The 17,499-nt window shown below is 60.9% G+C and carries 19 protein-coding genes and 1 tRNA gene; 12 read left to right on the top strand and 8 right to left on the bottom strand.

The genetic code is table 11. The features are described 5' to 3' along the window. Positions 1 to 9: 9 nt before the first annotated feature. From cobT to RCCGE510_RS19215, 3 genes are all read right to left on the bottom strand, one after another. Positions 10 to 1,911, bottom strand: a complete 1,902-nt coding sequence (cobT, locus tag RCCGE510_RS19225) for a cobaltochelatase subunit CobT (RefSeq protein WP_007632664.1) — start codon at positions 1,909 to 1,911, stop codon at positions 10 to 12. Positions 1,912 to 1,923: 12 nt separating this feature from the next. Continuing rightward, positions 1,924 to 2,916 carry a cobaltochelatase subunit CobS gene (gene cobS, locus RCCGE510_RS19220; protein ID WP_007632662.1) on the bottom strand — a complete coding sequence of 331 codons (993 nt, stop codon included), beginning with the start codon at positions 2,914 to 2,916 and terminating at the stop codon, positions 1,924 to 1,926. A gap of 310 nt (positions 2,917 to 3,226) precedes the next feature. Next, a complete protein-coding gene (locus RCCGE510_RS19215) occupies positions 3,227 to 3,844 on the bottom strand; it encodes a J domain-containing protein (protein WP_007632661.1) in 618 nt (205 codons plus the stop codon). A gap of 102 nt (positions 3,845 to 3,946) precedes the next feature. On the opposite strand from RCCGE510_RS19215, the gene RCCGE510_RS19210 reads away from it, so the two are divergent. After that, a complete protein-coding gene (locus RCCGE510_RS19210; RefSeq protein ID WP_192815324.1) occupies positions 3,947 to 4,231 on the top strand; it encodes a BolA family transcriptional regulator in 285 nt (94 codons plus the stop codon). A gap of 41 nt (positions 4,232 to 4,272) precedes the next feature. Here the strand turns inward: RCCGE510_RS19210 and RCCGE510_RS19205 are convergent, their stop codons facing one another. From RCCGE510_RS19205 to RCCGE510_RS19195, 3 genes are read right to left on the bottom strand one after another with little or no spacing between them, the layout of a single operon-like run. Next, positions 4,273 to 5,586, bottom strand: a complete 1,314-nt coding sequence (locus RCCGE510_RS19205; protein ID WP_007632657.1) for an HlyC/CorC family transporter — start codon at positions 5,584 to 5,586, stop codon at positions 4,273 to 4,275. Then, positions 5,583 to 6,713, bottom strand: a complete 1,131-nt coding sequence (aroB, locus tag RCCGE510_RS19200) for a 3-dehydroquinate synthase (protein WP_007632655.1) — start codon at positions 6,711 to 6,713, stop codon at positions 5,583 to 5,585. The genes RCCGE510_RS19205 and aroB overlap by 4 nt, the downstream gene beginning before the upstream one ends. After that, positions 6,710 to 7,300, bottom strand: a complete 591-nt coding sequence (locus RCCGE510_RS19195; protein WP_007632654.1) for a shikimate kinase — start codon at positions 7,298 to 7,300, stop codon at positions 6,710 to 6,712. The genes aroB and RCCGE510_RS19195 overlap by 4 nt, the downstream gene beginning before the upstream one ends. A gap of 148 nt (positions 7,301 to 7,448) precedes the next feature. Here RCCGE510_RS19195 and RCCGE510_RS35220 point away from each other — a divergent pair, with 148 nt between their 5' ends. From RCCGE510_RS35220 to RCCGE510_RS35630, 7 genes are all read left to right on the top strand, one after another. Next, positions 7,449 to 7,625 (top strand): hypothetical protein, encoded by a 177-nt coding sequence (locus RCCGE510_RS35220; protein ID WP_007632653.1) that lies wholly within the window; start codon positions 7,449 to 7,451, stop codon positions 7,623 to 7,625. Between the two features lie 5 nt (positions 7,626 to 7,630). After that, the gene (gene xerD, locus RCCGE510_RS19185) at positions 7,631 to 8,584 is read left to right on the top strand and encodes a site-specific tyrosine recombinase XerD (protein WP_007632652.1); all 954 of its coding nucleotides are present in this window, start codon (positions 7,631 to 7,633) and stop codon (positions 8,582 to 8,584) included. 63 nt (positions 8,585 to 8,647) lie between these two features. Beyond that, on the top strand, positions 8,648 to 9,601 hold the full coding sequence (locus RCCGE510_RS19180; RefSeq protein ID WP_007632651.1) for an acetyl-CoA carboxylase carboxyltransferase subunit alpha: 954 nt from the start codon (positions 8,648 to 8,650) through the stop codon (positions 9,599 to 9,601). A gap of 262 nt (positions 9,602 to 9,863) precedes the next feature. After that, positions 9,864 to 11,108, top strand: a complete 1,245-nt coding sequence (locus RCCGE510_RS19175; protein ID WP_007632650.1) for a murein L,D-transpeptidase family protein — start codon at positions 9,864 to 9,866, stop codon at positions 11,106 to 11,108. Positions 11,109 to 11,113: 5 nt separating this feature from the next. Continuing rightward, on the top strand, positions 11,114 to 11,338 hold the full coding sequence (locus RCCGE510_RS19170; protein WP_007632649.1) for a sulfurtransferase TusA family protein: 225 nt from the start codon (positions 11,114 to 11,116) through the stop codon (positions 11,336 to 11,338). 55 nt (positions 11,339 to 11,393) lie between these two features. Then, positions 11,394 to 11,885, top strand: coding sequence for a hypothetical protein (locus RCCGE510_RS35635; protein ID WP_240539668.1), 492 nt, complete (start codon positions 11,394 to 11,396; stop codon positions 11,883 to 11,885). A gap of 97 nt (positions 11,886 to 11,982) precedes the next feature. Next, positions 11,983 to 12,378 carry a hypothetical protein gene (locus RCCGE510_RS35630; protein ID WP_240539667.1) on the top strand — a complete coding sequence of 132 codons (396 nt, stop codon included), beginning with the start codon at positions 11,983 to 11,985 and terminating at the stop codon, positions 12,376 to 12,378. 40 nt (positions 12,379 to 12,418) lie between these two features. On the opposite strand, the gene RCCGE510_RS19160 is transcribed toward RCCGE510_RS35630, so the two are convergent. Beyond that, complete coding sequence (locus tag RCCGE510_RS19160) at positions 12,419 to 13,609, bottom strand: GTP-binding protein (RefSeq protein WP_007632646.1); 1,191 nt, start codon at positions 13,607 to 13,609, stop codon at positions 12,419 to 12,421. A 24-nt stretch (positions 13,610 to 13,633) separates the two neighbouring features. After that, positions 13,634 to 14,767, bottom strand: coding sequence for a D-alanyl-D-alanine carboxypeptidase family protein (locus tag RCCGE510_RS19155; RefSeq protein WP_007632644.1), 1,134 nt, complete (start codon positions 14,765 to 14,767; stop codon positions 13,634 to 13,636). Between the two features lie 183 nt (positions 14,768 to 14,950). Between RCCGE510_RS19155 and RCCGE510_RS19150 the strand changes: the two genes are divergently transcribed. From RCCGE510_RS19150 to RCCGE510_RS19130, 4 genes are all read left to right on the top strand, one after another. Beyond that, positions 14,951 to 16,114: a M20 aminoacylase family protein gene (locus RCCGE510_RS19150; protein ID WP_007632642.1), complete on the top strand. Its 1,164-nt coding sequence runs from the start codon at positions 14,951 to 14,953 to the stop codon at positions 16,112 to 16,114. A gap of 53 nt (positions 16,115 to 16,167) precedes the next feature. Beyond that, a tRNA-Arg gene (locus RCCGE510_RS19145) sits at positions 16,168 to 16,244 on the top strand. A 172-nt stretch (positions 16,245 to 16,416) separates the two neighbouring features. Further along, positions 16,417 to 16,953 (top strand): hypothetical protein, encoded by a 537-nt coding sequence (locus tag RCCGE510_RS19140; protein WP_007632640.1) that lies wholly within the window; start codon positions 16,417 to 16,419, stop codon positions 16,951 to 16,953. Positions 16,954 to 17,108: 155 nt separating this feature from the next. Beyond that, positions 17,109 to 17,426: a BrnA antitoxin family protein gene (locus tag RCCGE510_RS19130; RefSeq protein WP_007632631.1), complete on the top strand. Its 318-nt coding sequence runs from the start codon at positions 17,109 to 17,111 to the stop codon at positions 17,424 to 17,426. Positions 17,427 to 17,499: the final 73 nt, after the last annotated feature.

Below are 17,499 nucleotides of genomic sequence, written 5' to 3'. Positions count from 1 at the left end.
AAAGCGGCATCAGCCGGCACGACGGAGCCGGCCGCCACGCGGCGGAGCGGATTGATCTTCGAACAGCGAGGCAAGCTGCTCGGTCATCGCGCCGGCGAGCTCGTCGGCGTCGACGATCGTCACGGCGCGGCGATAGTAACGCGTCACATCATGACCGATGCCGATCGCCAGCAACTCGACGGGCGAGCGCGTCTCGATCTGCTCGATGACGGCGCGCAGGTGCCGCTCGAGATAATTGCCCGGATTGACCGACAGCGTCGAATCGTCGACCGGCGCCCCGTCCGAAATCATCATCAGAATGCGGCGCTGCTCGCGGCGTGCGAGCAGGCGATTATGCGCCCAGATCAGCGCCTCGCCGTCGATATTTTCCTTGAGCAGGCCCTCGCGCATCATCAGCCCGAGATTGGCGCGTGCCCGCCGCCACGGCGCATCGGCCGATTTGTAGATGATATGGCGCAGGTCGTTGAGGCGACCGGGTGTCTGCGGCTTGCCGCCGGCAAGCCAGCTCTCACGCGCCTGTCCGCCCTTCCATGCCTTGGTGGTAAAACCGAGGATCTCGACCTTGACGCCGCAGCGCTCCAGCGTGCGGGCGAGAATATCGGCGCAGGTGGCGGCAACCGTGATCGGCCGGCCGCGCATCGAGCCGGAATTGTCGATGAGCAGGGTGACGACGGTGTCGCGGAACTGCGTGTCGCGCTCCATCTTGAAGGACAGCGCCTGCATCGGATCGATGATGATACGCTGCAGCCGGGCCGGATCGAGATAACCCTCTTCCAGGTCGAAATCCCAGGAGCGGTTCTGCTGCGCCATCAGCCGGCGCTGCAGCCGGTTGGCGAGGCGGCCGACAGCACCCTGCAGATGCGCCAGCTGCTTGTCGAGGAAGGCGCGCAGGCGCTCCAGCTCGGCCGCATCGCAGAGCTCCTCGGCGGTGATGATCTCGTCGAATTCTTCGGTAAAGACGTGATAATCGACCTTCTCGTTGAAATCGGCAAAAGGCGTGTTCGGACGGCGGGTTTCGCCGGGCGTTTCCGAATCGTCCTCACCCTCTTCCATCATGTCGTCGTCGGAAATTTCGGCGCCTTCGGTCTCGCCGTCTTCCATCTGCTCGTCGGCGACTTCGCTGTCTTCGACGGGGGCGGCATCGGTGCCGGCATCCTCGTCGACCTCGTCCTGGTCCTGCTCGTCGCCGCTCGGCTGGTCTTCCTGATCCGACTGGTCGTCATTATCGGCGTCGCTGTCATCGTCGCCGTATTCCTCGGCCATTTCCATGGCCGACAGCATGTTGCGGATGACCTTGGCGAAGGCTTGCTGGTCGTTGATCGCGCTCGACAAATTGTCGAGTTCGGACCCCGCCTTGTCCTCGATGAAGCCGCGCCAGAGGTCGAGAACCTTGCCGGCGGAGGCGGGCGGCCGCTGGCCGGTCAGCTTCTCGCGCACCATCATCGCAACGGCTTCGCCGACCGGTGCGTCTTCCTGGCGCTCGATGCCGGCGAAATTCGCCTTGGAATATTTCTCTTCGGTCATGGAGCGCAGGTTCGACGCCATGCCCTCCATGCGCAGCGCGCCGATCGACTCGACACGTGCCTGCTCGACGACATCGAAGATCGCCCGGGCATCCGAGCCCTGCGGCGCCATCGTCGAATGCACCTTTTCGTCATGGCAGGCGAGCCGCAGCGCCATGGAATCGCCGAGCCCGCGGGTGACCGCCAGCTCATGCGCCGTCGGCCGATTGGAAAGCTCCGGCAGCCGGATGCGCTCGCCGGTCATCCCGGGCCGTTCATTGGCGAAGGTCACCTCGACATCGCCGTCGCCGGCGATCGAGCGCACGCAGCCGGTTATCGCCCGGCGCAATGGCTCGACGTCGACAGGTGCGCCGGGCTTTGCTTTCGAATTGTCACCGCGAGCTGCCATGATCGGTCGGTCTCAGGCTCCGAGAACGATATTGGCGGCACTTTCCTTCAGCTCGACGCCGAAGGCCCGCTGATAATGCTCGGCGACCAGAGGACGCTCCAGCTCATCGCACTTGTTGAGGAAGGTGACGCGGAAGGCGAAGGCGAGATCGCCGAAGATCTCGGCGTTTTCAGCCCAGGTGATGACGGTACGCGGGCTCATGACGGTGGAGAGGTCACCGTTCATGAAGGCGGCGCGCGTCAGGTCGGCGACCCGGACCATCTTCGACACGGTGTCACGGCCTTCCTTGTCCTTGCCGAAGCTCTTCACCTTGGCGGCGACGATATTCACTTCATGATCATGCGGCAGATAGTTCAGCGTCGTCACGATCGACCAGCGGTCCATCTGCGCTTGGTTGATCTGCTGCGTGCCGTGATAGAGGCCGGTGGTATCACCGAGGCCGATCGTATTGGCGGTCGCAAACAGCCGGAAGGCCGGGTGCGGCCGGATGACGCGGCTCTGGTCGAGCAGCGTCAGGCGGCCGGAGGATTCGAGCACGCGCTGGATGACGAACATCACATCGGGACGGCCGGCATCATATTCGTCGAAGACCAGCGCGACATTGTGCTGATAGGCCCAGGGCAGGATACCGTCCTTGAACTCGGTGACCTGCAGCCCGTCCTTGACGACGATCGCATCCTTGCCGACGAGATCGATACGGCTGACATGGCTGTCGAGGTTGATGCGCACGCAGGGCCAGTTGAGCCGTGCGGCCACCTGCTCGATATGCGAGGACTTGCCCGTGCCGTGATAGCCGGAGATCATCACGCGGCGGTTATGGGCGAAGCCTGCGAGAATGGCGAGCGTCGTGTCGCGGTCGAACAGGTAGTCGGTGTCGAGGTCCGGCACATAGGCGTCGCCCTTGCTGTAGGCAGGAACGCGGATGTCGGAATCGATGCCGAAGGCCTCGCGGACCGAAACGGTGGTATCGGGCAGTTCTGAAATATCAAGTTCGATCTTGCTCATCATGTCTCCAAGGCGGGTGAAGCCACCCGGCCATACTGTCTCAGGCCATGTCGCAACCGTGACGCCGCGATTTTATTTCCGCGCCCGTCCAGGTCGGAACGTCGGCGATGCTTCTCCGGGACTGAAACGAAACCTCGGCGGGATAATGTCCGCGTGCGAGCATTCTTGAAAGAGTCCCGGACAAGAAACGCCGCGTCCGGAAGGTCGGCGGAGGCGATGTCGGGAAAACGCACAAATATGAGCCGCGTTTGCCTGCGGCCTCAGCCGAGTTGGACCATACCCGATTGAAGCCCAAGAGCAAGGACGGGAATTAACAAAAACCGTTCTGCTTCAACAATTGATAGGCCTGGACGACGGCGCGGAAACGCTCTTCCGAGCCGCGGTCGCCGCCATTGGCATCCGGATGATGCTTCTTGACCAGTTCCTTGTAGCGGCTCTTTATCTCCGCCGACGTCGCATTGGCATCGAGGCCCATCGTATCGAAGGCCTTGCTTTCCAGCGATTTCAGCTTGCGCGCCTGGGGAAACCGCGGCCCGCTGCCCTTGCCGCTTTCCTTGACGAAGCCAAAGGGATCACGAACGCGCGTGTAGGCGCCGGAGCGCACCTCCGAATGCAGCGGGCTGTCCTTCGCCGCCTTGTTGACGCCGACGGTCCAGGTCGGCCGGTGGCCGGTGATCGCCTCTTTCTGGTAGCGCGCGATCTCGCTATCCGAAAGGCCGGAGAAATAATTATAGCCCTTGTTGTAGTCCTTGACGTGCTCGAAGCAGAACAAAAAGAACTGGCCTTCCGCATTGCGTCCGACAGGAGCGCGATGCGAGCCTTTTTTGTCGCAGCCGTCCCACTGGCAGGTAGGCGGGGCCTCCTCTGCCTCAGGCTCGCGTTTGCGGCGTGTTCGGATGCGATCGAAATATTTGGAATCAAGTCTCATGACGGCGCTAATTATGGGGCTGTCGCGACGCGACAACAAGAATTGACAAATGGGTTTCTTGCTGGCTTGGTGGGAACCTTTTTCGCGAAACAGCAAGACCGGATGATGACCCTGCGAACCCGCATCGAAGAAAAACTTGTCGAAGCCTTCGCGCCCGACCGCCTGAGCGTCATCGATGAAAGCCACCTGCATGCCGGCCATCAGCCTGACATCACCGGTACCGGCGAAACCCATATGCGGGTGAGGATCGTATCAGTCAAGTTCGCCGGCATGTCGCGGCTGGCGCGCCACCGAGCGATCACCGACTTGTTGAAACCGGAACTCGATGCCGGCCTGCATGCGCTGGCCGTCGAACCGGCAGCACCTGGTGAGCCGACCCGCTGGTAGCACAGCCTATATAAGATTGATCGCCCGCAATCCAAGCCGGATCAGGCTGGTTTTGCGCCATCCTCCCCGGCCGGGCGGATGCGCAGCTTGGTGATGCGGTTCTTTTCCCGCTTCATGACGACGAAACGCTTGCCATAAAAGGTGAAGGCCTGGCGCTCTTCCGGGATGGTCATCGATTCATGGATGACGAGGCCGGCAATCGTCGTCGCCTCCTCGTCGGGCAGGTTCCAGTCGAGCGCGCGGTTGAGGTCGCGGATCGGCACGCCGCCGTCCACGACGACCGAACCGTCGGCCTCCTGGCGCACGCCCTGGATCTCGATATCGTGCTCGTCGGAAATATCGCCGACGATTTCCTCGAGAATATCCTCCAACGTGACGATGCCCTGCACCTCGCCATATTCGTCGACGACGACGGCGAAATGCTGCTTGCGGCGCAGGAAGGCGTTGAGCTGGTCTTCGAGATTGGTGCTGTCGGGCACGAACCACGGCTTCTGCGCGATCTTGACGATATCGAGGTTCTGCGGCTCCATGTTCGGCTCGGCAAGCGCCCGCAGCAGATCCTTGGCGTGGACGACGCCGATGATGTTGTCGATCGTGCCGCGCCACAGAGGCATACGCGTATAGGGACTTTCGAGAATGGCGCGCACCACCGCTTCGGGCGGATCGTCGGCGTTGATCGCCCGCATCGCCGTGCGGTGGACCATGATGTCGGAGAGTTCAAGCTCGCTGAGATCGAGCACGCCGCCGAGGCGGTCGCGATCGGCCTTCACCACCGATCCCTCGCGGTGCAACAGGTCGACGGCGCCGCGCAGTTCCTCGTGCGCCGTCAGCATCGACGTCTCCCGCGACAGGTTGATGCCGAACAGCGCAAGGATCCGGCGGACGATCGCGTTGACGAAGGAGGAAAGCGGGCCGACGACGAGGACGAAGAGCCTGGCCGGAACCGCAATGGCGAGTGCGAAACGGTCGGGTGTCGAAATCGCCCAGCTCTTCGGCAGCACTTCGGCGAAAATGACCAGGATGACCGTCATCGCAAGCGTCGCCAGCGCCACGCCGGAACTGCCGAACAGCCCGAGGAACAGGCTGGTGGCGATCGAGGAGGACAGGATATTGGCGAGATTGTTGCCGATCAGCAGCGCGCCGATCAGCCGGTCGCGCCGCTCGATCAGCTGCCGGACGATGCCGGCGCGTTCGTCGCCGTTGGCTTCAAGCGTGTGGATGCGGCTGCGCGAAACGGCGGTCAGCGCCGTCTCGGAGCCGGAAAAGAAGGCCGACATCAGTACGAGCCCCGCAATCGAAAGGATCTCCGGCCAATATGTTGCAAGAAATGCCAGAGCGCCTTCGACGGTTATCACGGATGTTTTTCCCGGAGAAAGCTGATCACTTCGGAAGCTGGAACGTCGTCGGCGACGAAGGACTGGCCGATGCCGCGCGTCAGGATGAAGGTGAGTTTGCCGCTCTTGACCTTCTTGTCCTGTGCGATCGCATCCATCAGCATTTCGGCCGGCGGTAGCTCGCCCGGAATGTCGGACATGCGGGTCGGCAGGCCGACCTCCTTGAGATGCCGCTCGACGCGCTGCGCATCGTCGGGGCTTGCAAGGTTCATCCGTGCGGAGAATTCGTGCGCCAGCACCATGCCGATCGAAACGCCCTCGCCGTGCACGAGGCGAGAGCTGTCATAGGCGGTCGCCGCCTCCAGCGCATGGCCGAAAGTATGGCCGAGATTGAGCAACGCCCGCGGACCGTTCTCGCGCTCGTCGGCAACGACGACATCGGCCTTCGCCTGGCAGCTGGCGGCAATCGCCTCGATGCGGGCGGAGCCGCCTGTAAAAACCGACGTCCAGTTGGCTTCCAGCCAGGCGAAGAAATCCGGCTTGTCGATCAGCCCGTATTTGGCGACCTCGGCGTAACCGGCGCGGAATTCGCGTTCGCTCAAGGTATTCAGCACATCGGTATCGGCCAGAACCAGATCCGGCTGATGGAAGACCCCGATCAGATTCTTGCCGTGGCGGGAATTGATGCCGGTCTTGCCGCCGACCGAGGAATCGACCTGCGACAGCAGCGAGGTCGGCACCTGCACGAACCGCACGCCGCGGCGGACGATGCCGGCGGCAAATCCCGAAAGGTCGCCGATGACGCCGCCGCCGAGCGCGATGACGCAATCGTTGCGCTCGACACGGGCTTCGAGCACCCTGTCGCAGACGGTCATCAGATGTTCGAAGCTCTTGGTCTTCTCGCCGGCCGGCAGGACGACCTCAGCCGAGGCGATGCCGGCTTGATCAAGACTTGCGACGAACGCCTTCAGATAGAGCGGAGCGACATTTTCGTCGGTGATAACAGCCGCCTTGCGGCCCTTAAGCCGGAAAGCGATCTCGGCGCCGGCCCGCGCGATCAACCCCGGCCCGATCAGGATGTCATAGGCGCGCTCGCCGAGCGGCACATGCACCGTCTGGATGGCGGAGGCGGAGGGTATCGCATTCATGACGCTGCACTTTCCTTCTGAGCTTCGATCACCGCATTCAGCACCTCGTCGGCCATGATTTCCTTGCGCACGTCGCGCGAGAGCACGGTGAGGTCGGCCTGCGCATAGATCGGATAACGCGCATTCATCAGGCCTTCGAGCGTCTGCTTCGGATTTTCGGTCTTCAGCAGCGGCCGCGTATCGCGCTTGGCGACCCTGTCCCAGAGCACGTCGAGATCGGCCTTCAGCCAGACGGAAAGGCCGCCCTTCTTGATATGCCTGCGCGTCCGATCGTTGATGAAGGCGCCGCCGCCGGTGGAGACGACCCGCGGCCCGCTCTTTAAGAGCCGCTTTACCACCCGCGTTTCCAGCGCCCGGAACTCCACTTCGCCATAGGCCGCGAACAGTTCGGGGATCGTCATGCGTGACACCCGCTCGATTTCGTGATCGCTATCGATGAAGGGAATACCGAGCTGGGTGGCAACGATCCGGCCGACCGAGGATTTTCCGGCGCCCATCAGCCCGACAAGGATGAGATTACGTGAACCGAGCGCGGCGCGAGCCCTGTCTTTCAAGCTGTCAGCAACGGTCAGCAGTGGTTCACTCATCGGTCCATTCACACTTTGTTTGCAAACCGTATCGACAAATGCAGCTGGAGCGTCAAGTCGCGGACAAGGGAATCATGGCTTGAATACCGCTTCTTGCACTTGCAGATACGCTTCTTATAACAGAAGCAGAGCATGAAGGAGTTGCCGGATGCCGACCCTGTTCCGTTTTCTGTTCGTCTGCGCGATCCTCGCCGGGACGGTCTACGGAGCGATGTGGGCGCTTGTGACCTTCGTCGAGCCCGAGCCGCGCGACGTAACGATCCGCATTCCCTCCGAGCGGGTCAATCCGCCCGCGACGGGGGCGATCGCTCCGGCCAGGAAGTGACCGGAATGGTGGATCTCGGCCGCGTCCATGTGGAATCCTTCCTGGAGATGATGAGCGCCGAGCGTGGCGCCGCCGCCAACACGCTGGAATCCTATGAGCGCGATCTCGAAGATGTCAGCTCCTTCTTGCACGAGCGCGGCATACGTCTCACCGAGGCTGCCTCCGCCGATCTCGCCGCCTATCTCTCCTCGCTCGCCCGAAAGGGTTTCAAAGCCTCTTCCCAGGCGCGCCGGCTTGCGGCCATGCGGCAATTCTACAAGTTCCTTTACGCCGAGGGCCTGAGGACCGACGATCCCACCGGCATTCTCGACGCGCCGAAAAAAGGCCGCCCGTTGCCGAAGACGATGGGCGTCGACGAGGTCGGCAAGCTGCTCGCGCAGGCAGAGGCCGAAGCGGCGGATACGGCGCCGGGCCAGCTGCAGCGCCTGCGCATGCTGGCGCTTCTGGAGCTGCTCTATGCCACCGGCATGCGTGTCAGCGAACTGGTTTCGCTTCCCGCCCGCGTGCTCGACCAGGAAGGCCGTTTCCTGATAATCCGCGGCAAGGGCAACAAGGAGCGGCTGGTGCCACTGTCGCATTCGGCGATATCGGCGCTGAAATCCTACGGACGCCTGCTGGCGGCGGAAAATGCCGCGGGCAAGCAGCCGCAGGAAAGCCCATGGCTTTTTCCCGCCGCCTCGAAGGAGGGCTATCTGCCGCGCCAGGTTTTCGCCCGCGACCTGAAGAACCTGGCGATCCGCGCCGGGCTGACGCCGTCGATGATCTCGCCGCATGTCATGCGCCACGCCTTTGCCAGCCACCTGCTGGCCAATGGCGCCGATCTGCGCGTCGTGCAGGAACTCCTCGGCCATTCGGACATTTCGACCACACAGATCTACACGCATGTCCTGGAAGAGAGGCTGCAGCAGCTTGTCCAGACGCATCACCCCCTTGCCAAACAGGCGAAAAAGCACGAATAGGACCGGCGACAAGGGGCGGAGCCAGGAAAAACGCCCCGGGCACAAGGAACGGAAACGCACCTCATGCACAATTATCTCGACTTCGAAAAGCCGATCTCCGACCTCGAAGGCAAGATCATCGAGCTGAAGAAGCTCGCCACGGAAGACGAGAGCATCGACACCACCGATGAGATCGGCAGGCTGGAGATTCGCGTCCGTGAGGCGATCCTCGAAATCTATTCCAAGCTCAATCCCTGGCAGAAGACCCAGGTCGCCCGCCATCCGCAGCGCCCGCATTTCGTCGACTACTCCAAGACCCTGTTCCAGGAGTTCACCCCGCTCGCCGGCGACCGCAAATTTTCCGAGGACGCCGCGATCCAGGCGGGCCTTGCCCGCTTTCGGGGCCAGCCGGTCGCCGTCATCGGCCAGGAAAAGGGCAACGACACCAAGAGCCGCCTGAAGCACAATTTCGGCAGCCCGCGGCCGGAAGGCTACCGCAAGGCAATCCGCATCCTCGAGATGGCCGATCGTTTCGGCCTTCCGGTGATTTCGCTGGTGGATACGGCAGGCGCCTATCCCGGCGTCGGCGCCGAAGAGCGCGGCCAGGCCGAGGCGATCGCCCGCTCGACGGAAAAATGTCTCGGCGTCAAGGTTCCCCTCGTGTCGATCGTCATCGGCGAAGGCGGCTCGGGCGGCGCCATCGCCATCGCCACCGGCAACAAGGTCTATATGCTCGAGCATTCGATCTACAGCGTCATCTCGCCGGAAGGGGCCGCCTCCATCCTCTGGCGCGATTCGACCCGCGCCCGGGAAGCGGCGACCAATATGAAAATCACTGCCGAGGACCTGAAATCGCTCGGCGTCATCGACGGCATCATTTCCGAGCCGCTTGGCGGCGCCCATCGCGATCCCGACAGCGTCATCGCCGCGACCGGCGACATGATCGCCAATGCGCTCGGCGAAATGGCGTCGCGTTCCGGCGAGCAACTGCGCAACGAGCGACGCCAGAAATTCCTCAATATCGGCCGCAATCTGTAGGACAGAATGATTTTAGGCCCAGTCGGCCTAGCCGAAAATCGCTGAGACTTTTCGGCATCATCTCCGAGACAAGTTCGGCTTTCACCGATTGGGGCCAAATCTTGGCCACATTGATATTATCTGTAGCATTCGCGCTTGCGGGGATGTTCAGGGCAAGTCATAGGCTGGTAAGGATTTATAAAGTATAAGCCGCCTATGATTCCGTCTGATGCCCGAACTCCATAGGCGGACCGGGTCGCTTTATCTTTATGGGCTAGTTTGGATGCGCATACGTCATTTTGCCTATGTTTCCCTCATGGCGCTGGCTCTGACCGGCTGCAATGACGCGTTGGATACCGCGCAGGTCGATCTCTCCAAGGTCAAGAACAAGGTCGAACAGCCGCTTCCCGCCCATATCCTCACCGCCATGTCCGCCAAGGGCATGGACCGCAATTCGCCGATCATGATCCGCATCTTCAAGGAAGAAGGTGCCATGGAGATCTGGAAGGCGAAGACCGACAACCGTTTCGACAAGATCGCCGACTACAAGATCTGCGCCTGGTCCGGCCGTCTCGGCCCGAAGGTGAAGACCGGCGACCGGCAGGCGCCGGAAGGTTTCTACGACCTGACACGCGCCAACCTGAACCCCAATTCCAAATATTATCTGGCGATCAACACCGGCTTCCCGAACCGCTACGACGCGGCCAACGGCCGCAGCGGCTCCGATCTGATGATCCATGGCGCCTGCTCGTCCTCCGGCTGCTATTCGATGACCGACCAGCAGGTGCTTGAAATCTACGCTTTTGCCCGCGACGCCTTCAAGGGCGGCCAGTCGACCGTGCAGCTGCAGGCCTTCCCCTTCCGCATGACGGCGGAAAACATGGTCAAGCATCGCCTCGACTCGAGTTACGACTTCTGGAAGATGCTGAAGGTCGGCTATGACAATTTCGAAGTGACGAAGCGCCCGCCCGAGGTGAACGTCTGCGAGAAGAAATACGTCTTCAACCAGCAGGCAACAGATGGCGGCGCCTTCAATGCCGCTGGCAAATGCCCTGCCATGTCGACGCCGCCGGCGCTGACGGCAGCGCTTTCCGCCTACGGCAAGACCTATGATGCCGACTATGCCAAGGCGATGGGCAAATTCGACGGCATGGCCTGGTACGACCCCTCCGAAGCCGAGCGCAAGGCCGTGGTCGCCAAGACCCGCAAGGGCCGCGAACTCGCTTATGCGCCGACCGGCACCTCGCTGGAAGCCGGCCGCATGGTCAAGGTTGCCGAACTCGAAGACATGATGGCCAAGCGCACCGCCCAAGGCATCGCCGCCAAATCAGCGCCGGGTGCCACGCCTCTCGCCGCTGCCCAGCCGCAGCCAATGGCAGTCGCTGCCGCGACCCCCGCGGCCGTCGCGACCCCCGCAGTGGTGCCGGTGCCGATGCCGAACCCGCTGGCCTATACGGCACCCGAACCGCAGGAAACCGCGGAAGTCGCGGCAAAGAAGCCGTTCTGGAAATTCTGGGCGCGGAACTGAACGGCTTGAACCCCGTTCTCTACGATCTTCGCGGCCTGAAATGCCCCTTCCCCGTGATCAAGACACGCAAGAAGCTTGCCGCCATGGCAAGCGGCACGCTCATTCGCGTCGACACCAGCGATCCGCTGGCGGTGATCGACATGCCGCATTTCTGCAATGAGGACGGCCACGAACTGGTCGAGACCGAAAAGACCGAAACCGGCCACCGCTTCCTGATTAAAAAGGGCTAACTGGCACGGCTTGCTTTGGCGTTGCTCACCAAGGACGCAGACCCACAGATCCTCTTTGCTGATCGGCATCGATCTTGAAGGACAAAAAACGATGAACGCCGCCGCCTCATTTCGCAAGGATTACTCCGAACTCGTCCCGCCAAACCAAGATTTCTACCAGAATATTTTTAAGTTGAATGGTCGCGCTTTTCTATTCAAGGGAACCAATGACGGTGTGCAGGGCTACGGAACCTTCAATCTGAAGGTCCAAGACCAAGAGTATGGCCTGTTCAACGGGTTGTCACTGATCGAGCTGAGATTATGGAGTTTCGAAATTGAAGGACGCACGATCGTCTGCGCTGTGGCGCAGCATTTCCGGCGCCCCGGGGGACATGCGCTTTCGCTATACTGTCGAAGCGATCAATGTAAGCTGTTTCCATCACAGCGCAGACGCCGCAATCACCCTGGCCGATTGCCAGATGTTGTCGCGCATTTTGCGGAAGATGCTGCCCGATTATCACCGCATGGCATGCCGAAATTTTCCGCTGCAAGCGGCCGCTCCCATTGAGATCGTTGAGAGATGGAACAATCCGAATCGGCAAATTGCGTCTTTTCTCAGTTTGACGACGCAAGTTGCGTGGGACGTTGAATCCGCGGAGCGGCAAGTGGAAGGTATAGATGGCTTCTTCAAAGAAGGTTGGCGAGACCGATATGATTTTGCCTCCGACAACAATTTTGCCGTCAAGTTCCGCGCTCCGCCAATTGAAGACATTCCTTCGTTTAGCGTCATATTCGATGGCCTTGAATTCACGTACAATCATCAGGAAGTTTCAGAAAAAATAGGACAAAAAACCTTTTGTTCTACTGTGTTATACGCTCCTTGGTCGCCGAACTCTCTCAGGGCATCCGTCAACGGTGCGATATCTTCTATCACCGATGAGACGAGAGCAAGAGCTGACCGGTTTGCACGCTTTAGCGCTTACAAAGACCTTAGAGCCAGCCGGGGTGAGAAATATCGAGAAACCTTGCTTAGCGTGATTTTGCTTTCGGGAGGACTTTGATGTCTGAATCTATTGCTCCTGATTATAAGTAAGCTTCTGGCTAGATTCGCATGCCCGGAATGGCAAGCGGATTGTCGGACAGCGCCGCGCGATCCGGCATGTCGATGCGCGGCTTGCCGAGGAAGGCGTCGAACAGATCCTTCACGAAGGCCTCCGGCAGGTCCCTGGTGATCAGCACCATGCGTGTGCGCCGATCTTTCGGATCCGGCCAGGCGGCAAGCCGCACCGGTGGATGGAAGATGCTTTGCACGCCATGCAGCACCAGCGGCCGGTCCGGCCGGTCGGAGACCGAAACGATCGCCTTCATCCTGAGCAGCTTCTCGCCATGGGCCGAGCGCAGCAGATCGATGAACATGTCGAGCGCCATCGGATCGATCGGCTTCTCCTCGATGATCGAGAAGGAGCGGATCGAGGCATCGTGACGGTTGACGTCATGCGGATCCTGATGCGCATTATCGTCATCATGATCATGGTGGTGATGATCATGATGGTGGTGGCCATGGTGATCGCCATCATGATGATCGTCGTCGTGATTGTGGTGCGCCCCGTGCGCATCCTCGTCCTGCAGCCAGCGGCCGACATCGGCGATCTTCGTCGCCGGATCGTAGATCCCGTTGACGAGCACTGCGGCACTGCCTGCCTCGGTGCCGTCGGCATCCATCATCGCAGCGCGCGGATTGAGCGCCCGCAGGCGCTTTTCCAGAGCATCCGCTCCAGCTGTCCCGCCGGCCATCGCCTTTTTCGAGACGATCAGCCGGTCGGCCACCGCCGCCTGCTTGCGCGCTTCTTCGTGATTGTCGAGCGTCTGCAGCCCGTTCACCGCATCGACGACGGTGACGACGCCGTCGAGTTCGAAATTCGTGGCAATGACGGGATTGCCCATGATCGCCTGCATGACCGGGGCAGGATCGGCAAGGCCCGTCGTCTCGATGACGACACGCTTGACCGGCTTGACCCGGCCCGTCTGCACGGCGTCCATCAGGTTTGCCAGCGTATCGACAAGCTCGCCGCGCACCGTACAGCAGAGGCAGCCGTCTGAGAGTTCGATGATCGAATCGCCGGAACTTTCGACCAGCAGATGATCGATGCCGACATCGCCGAATTCATTGATGATGACGGCGGCATCCTTCATCACCGGATCTTTGAGGATGCGGTTGAGCAGCGTCGATTTGCCGGCGCCGAGAAAGCCGGTCAGGATGGTGACCGGAATCCTATCGTTGAGCGCGCTCATGTCGTTTTACCTTGAAAACCTGTCTTAGAAGGATGTCGGGCGCGGCATCGGCACCGGCACGTTGGCGATGCCTCCCGCCGTATCGCCGGTCGCCACCTTTTCCGGCTGTGCCGCCGGCTGCGGGTCCTGACCGGGAATGAGGCCGGCAAAGACGAAGCGCGGATCGTGATCCATTTCCAGGATATAGGGCGACTGCACCTTCATGCGGCCGACCTCGTCGCGCGTTTCGCTGCGTATCTTGGCGCCTTTGGCGCTGCAGATATCGGCGGTGATGTCGGTAACCTGGTCCTGTCCCTGCCCGTAAGGCTTCAGCGAACCCAGCGTGTCATTGCCGGGAAACGGCGAGGTGAAACCCTTCTGCAAAAGGTTCGCCGTCGCATCGGCGCGCGCAGCAAGACTGTCGGTGCCGAGCACCACCGAGACGAGCGTATGGCCGTTGCGCGTCGCCGAACCGATCTGGTTGAAGCCCGAGGCGCAGATGAACCCGGTCTTCATGCCATCGGCGCCGGCGAAGCGGCCGATCAGCATGTTGAGGCTCGGCACGTTCTGCTGGCCGTTGGTGAAACCCTCAAGCGCGAAATAGCTGGCATATTGCGGAAAATCGCGGCGCAGCGCCACGGTCAGCACCGCAAGATCGCGCGCCGTCGTATATTGTCCTTTGCCGGGCAGGCCATTCGGATTGACGAAATGCGAATCCGTCATGCCGAGCTTCAGCGCCTCACCGTTCATCCGCGTCACGAAGGCTTCCTGGGTGCCGCCGACCGCTTCGGCGACCGCGACAGCAATGTCGTTGGCCGATTTCACCATCAGGATCTTCAGCGCGCTGTCGAGCGTCAGCTTCTGGCCCGGCTTGAAATACATCTTGGCGGCCGGCTGCGCGGCGGCGCGCTTGCTCATGACGACAGGCGTATCGAGGCTGATCTGGCCGGCGCGGATCGCGTCGAACACGGTATAGACGGTCATCAGCTTGGTCAGCGAGGCCGGATACCATTTGCGGAAGGCTTCTTCATGCTCGAGCACGCGGCCGGTCTGCACATCGACGAGAATATGCGGATTGGCCTGAGCGAGCGGAATGGAGGCGATAAAACCGGCAGTCGCGGCGACCACGAAACTCAACGGCCGCAAAGCGGCAAACAAACGGAAGTGGCTCGTCGACACGGTTCGTCCTTTGGATATTCGGAAAATCTCGAAACCTTCACCTATTTATCCTATATGGCTATGACATGGCAAAGGTCATTGACTAAGTAATTTCCACAGCTCCCACCGCCGCCTCATACGCCGGGGCTCACACCCTTGTGATGCGATGAAAGATTGTCGGGATTTCATAACAGGAACGCGAATATGCCGATTTTGAACAGAGCCGCGGAATTGCAGGACGAAGTCGCCGAATGGCGCCGCCACATCCACGCCCGGCCCGAACTGCTTTTCGCGGTTGAGAACACCGCCGCCTTCGTCGCCGAAAAACTCAAGGAATTCGGCGTCGACGAGATCGTCACCGGCATCGGCCGCACCGGCGTCGTCGGCCTGATCAAAGGCAAGGGCGAAGGCCGCCGCACTGTCGGCCTGCGCGCCGATATGGACGCCCTGCCGCTGACAGAGATATCCGGCAAACCCTGGGCTTCGAAGACACCGGGCAAGATGCATGCCTGCGGCCATGACGGCCACACCGCCATGCTGCTCGGCGCCGCGAAATACCTCGCCGAGACCCGCAACTTCAACGGCAATATCGCCGTGATCTTCCAGCCCGCCGAAGAAGGCGGCGGCGGCGGCAACCTGATGGTCAAGGACGGCATGATGGAGCGCTTCGGCATCGAAGAGGTCTACGGCATGCACAATCTGCCGGGCCTGCCTGTGGGCCAGTTCGCCACCCGCAAGGGCGCGATCATGGCGGCGACCGACGAATTCACCGTCACCATCAAAGGCCGCGGCGGCCACGCCGCCCAGCCGCACCGGACGATCGACCCGATCGCCATTAGCGCCCAGATCGTCGCCAACCTGCAGATGATCGCCTCGCGCGCCGCCGATCCGATCAGCTCGGTCGTCGTCTCGGTGACCAAGTTCAATGCCGGTTTCGCCCATAACGTCATTCCGAACGACGCGACCTTCGCCGGCACGGTGCGCACCCTGGACGCCGAGGTGCGCACGCTGGCCGAGATGCGGTTCCGGCAGATCGTCGAGGGCGTGGCCGCAGCCCACGGCGCCGAGGCCGAGATCAGCTTCCACCGCAACTACCCCGTCACCGTCAACCATCCCGACGAGACCGAGCATGCGGTCGCCACCGCCAGCGCCATTGCCGGCGCGGGCAACGTCAACGCCGAGATCGACCCGATGATGGGCGGCGAGGATTTCTCCTACATGCTGAACGCCCGCCCCGGCGCCTTCATCTTCATCGGCAACGGCGACAGCGCCGGCCTGCACAACCCGGCCTACGACTTCAACGACGAAGCCATCGCCCACGGCATCTCCTACTGGGTCCGCCTCGCCGAACAACGCCTCGGCGTCTGACGACAATTAAGGCTTGGCTTCGCGCCAAGCCTTTTGTATGCATGGCATCCAGTGGTCCCGTAGCTCAGCAGGATAGAGCACCAGATTCCTAATCTGGGGGTCACGCGTTCGAATCGCGTCGGGATCACCATTGATTTCAATTACTTATGGCCCGCAAGCCGTCGTTTCATGTCGATTCGTGTCGCAACTACTTCCGTTGATTTCCGGCGATTTCAATAGGGCAGCGGCGAATCCACGCATGCAACATAAGTTGACATCGGATCGCCCACCTTCTTACGGCGCCAGATTAGGGAACGAAAGTAATGCAGACCCTTGCGGCTCTCCTCACTCCCACTATCGCAATAATTGCCTTGATGATTGCCTTCCTACAATGGCGCACGGCGCATCAGAAGGTAGTCCTCGATCTTTTTGAACGGCGCCGGAAGGTATACGACGAGGTCCATAATATCATCGTCTACTTCTGGACCAACGACGGGAACCTTACGGGCTTTCATGCCGGGCAACGCTTGGCACATGCATATGCAGAATCCAGGTTCCTATTTGGTGAGGAAATTTCCAACGCGATTAACTCATTGAAGGCAACGATCTTGGACTTGTCAGCCTTGAAGGGCAAATTGGAGAAGCTCCCTTCCGATGGCGTTGCTCGCGAGGAAAATATCGAACGTATAATCGATTTGGAAAAGATCTTTGAGACATGGCCGCTAACCTTCTCGGAACTTTGCATGCCGTATCTTAAGCTCGACCAGCGTCGAATAAGGACGCCGATGGAATGGCTGCGCGACCGCAATAATCTGCGGCTAAGCCATGCTGACGATGTCAGTCTTTCCAGGCGGCCTTGATTTCCTGTCTTCCATTGTCGTTCCCGCGAAAGACCGGTGGCCACAGGCCGCCTCGCAGACGGAACGATCGTCGCAATCTTCGTAAATCTGGGCTCTGAGGCGCTTTCGATCATTTCGATGCGCCCCGCCCGCAAGGACGAAAGGAGCATGATCCGATGACTATCAAAGCCCGGAAAACGACGCAGTTCCAGCCTGGGCGCGGTTACTCCAAGGAGGATTGGGATGCCGTCTCCGACAATCCCCCTCTGTCCAAGGAAGAGATGGCAAGAGCCAAGCCCTTCAAGGAGGCATTTCCTGACGTTGCTGAAAAGATGGAGAAGGCCATTGCAGCCCGCGGTCGACCCAGGCTGGACAACCCGAAGCAACCCCTGAACATCCGTCTCGATGCCGATATCATCCAGTTTTACAAGGCCACTGGCAAAGGCTGGCAGTCAAGGATGAACGATGCATTGCGCAAGGCGGCGGGCTTATAGCGCCCTTCGAAGATCCTCTCCAAAACTGGCGGCCGTCGGCGGTTAAATCGTCTTCCAAAGCTTGGCTAGCCTC

Origin of the sequence: Rhizobium sp. CCGE 510 (assembly GCF_000292525.1) — a bacterium.
Taxonomy (GTDB): Bacteria; Pseudomonadota; Alphaproteobacteria; order Rhizobiales; family Rhizobiaceae; genus Rhizobium.
Note: the sequence above shows the minus strand (reverse complement) of the source record. Positions and strands in the feature narration are given on the sequence as shown.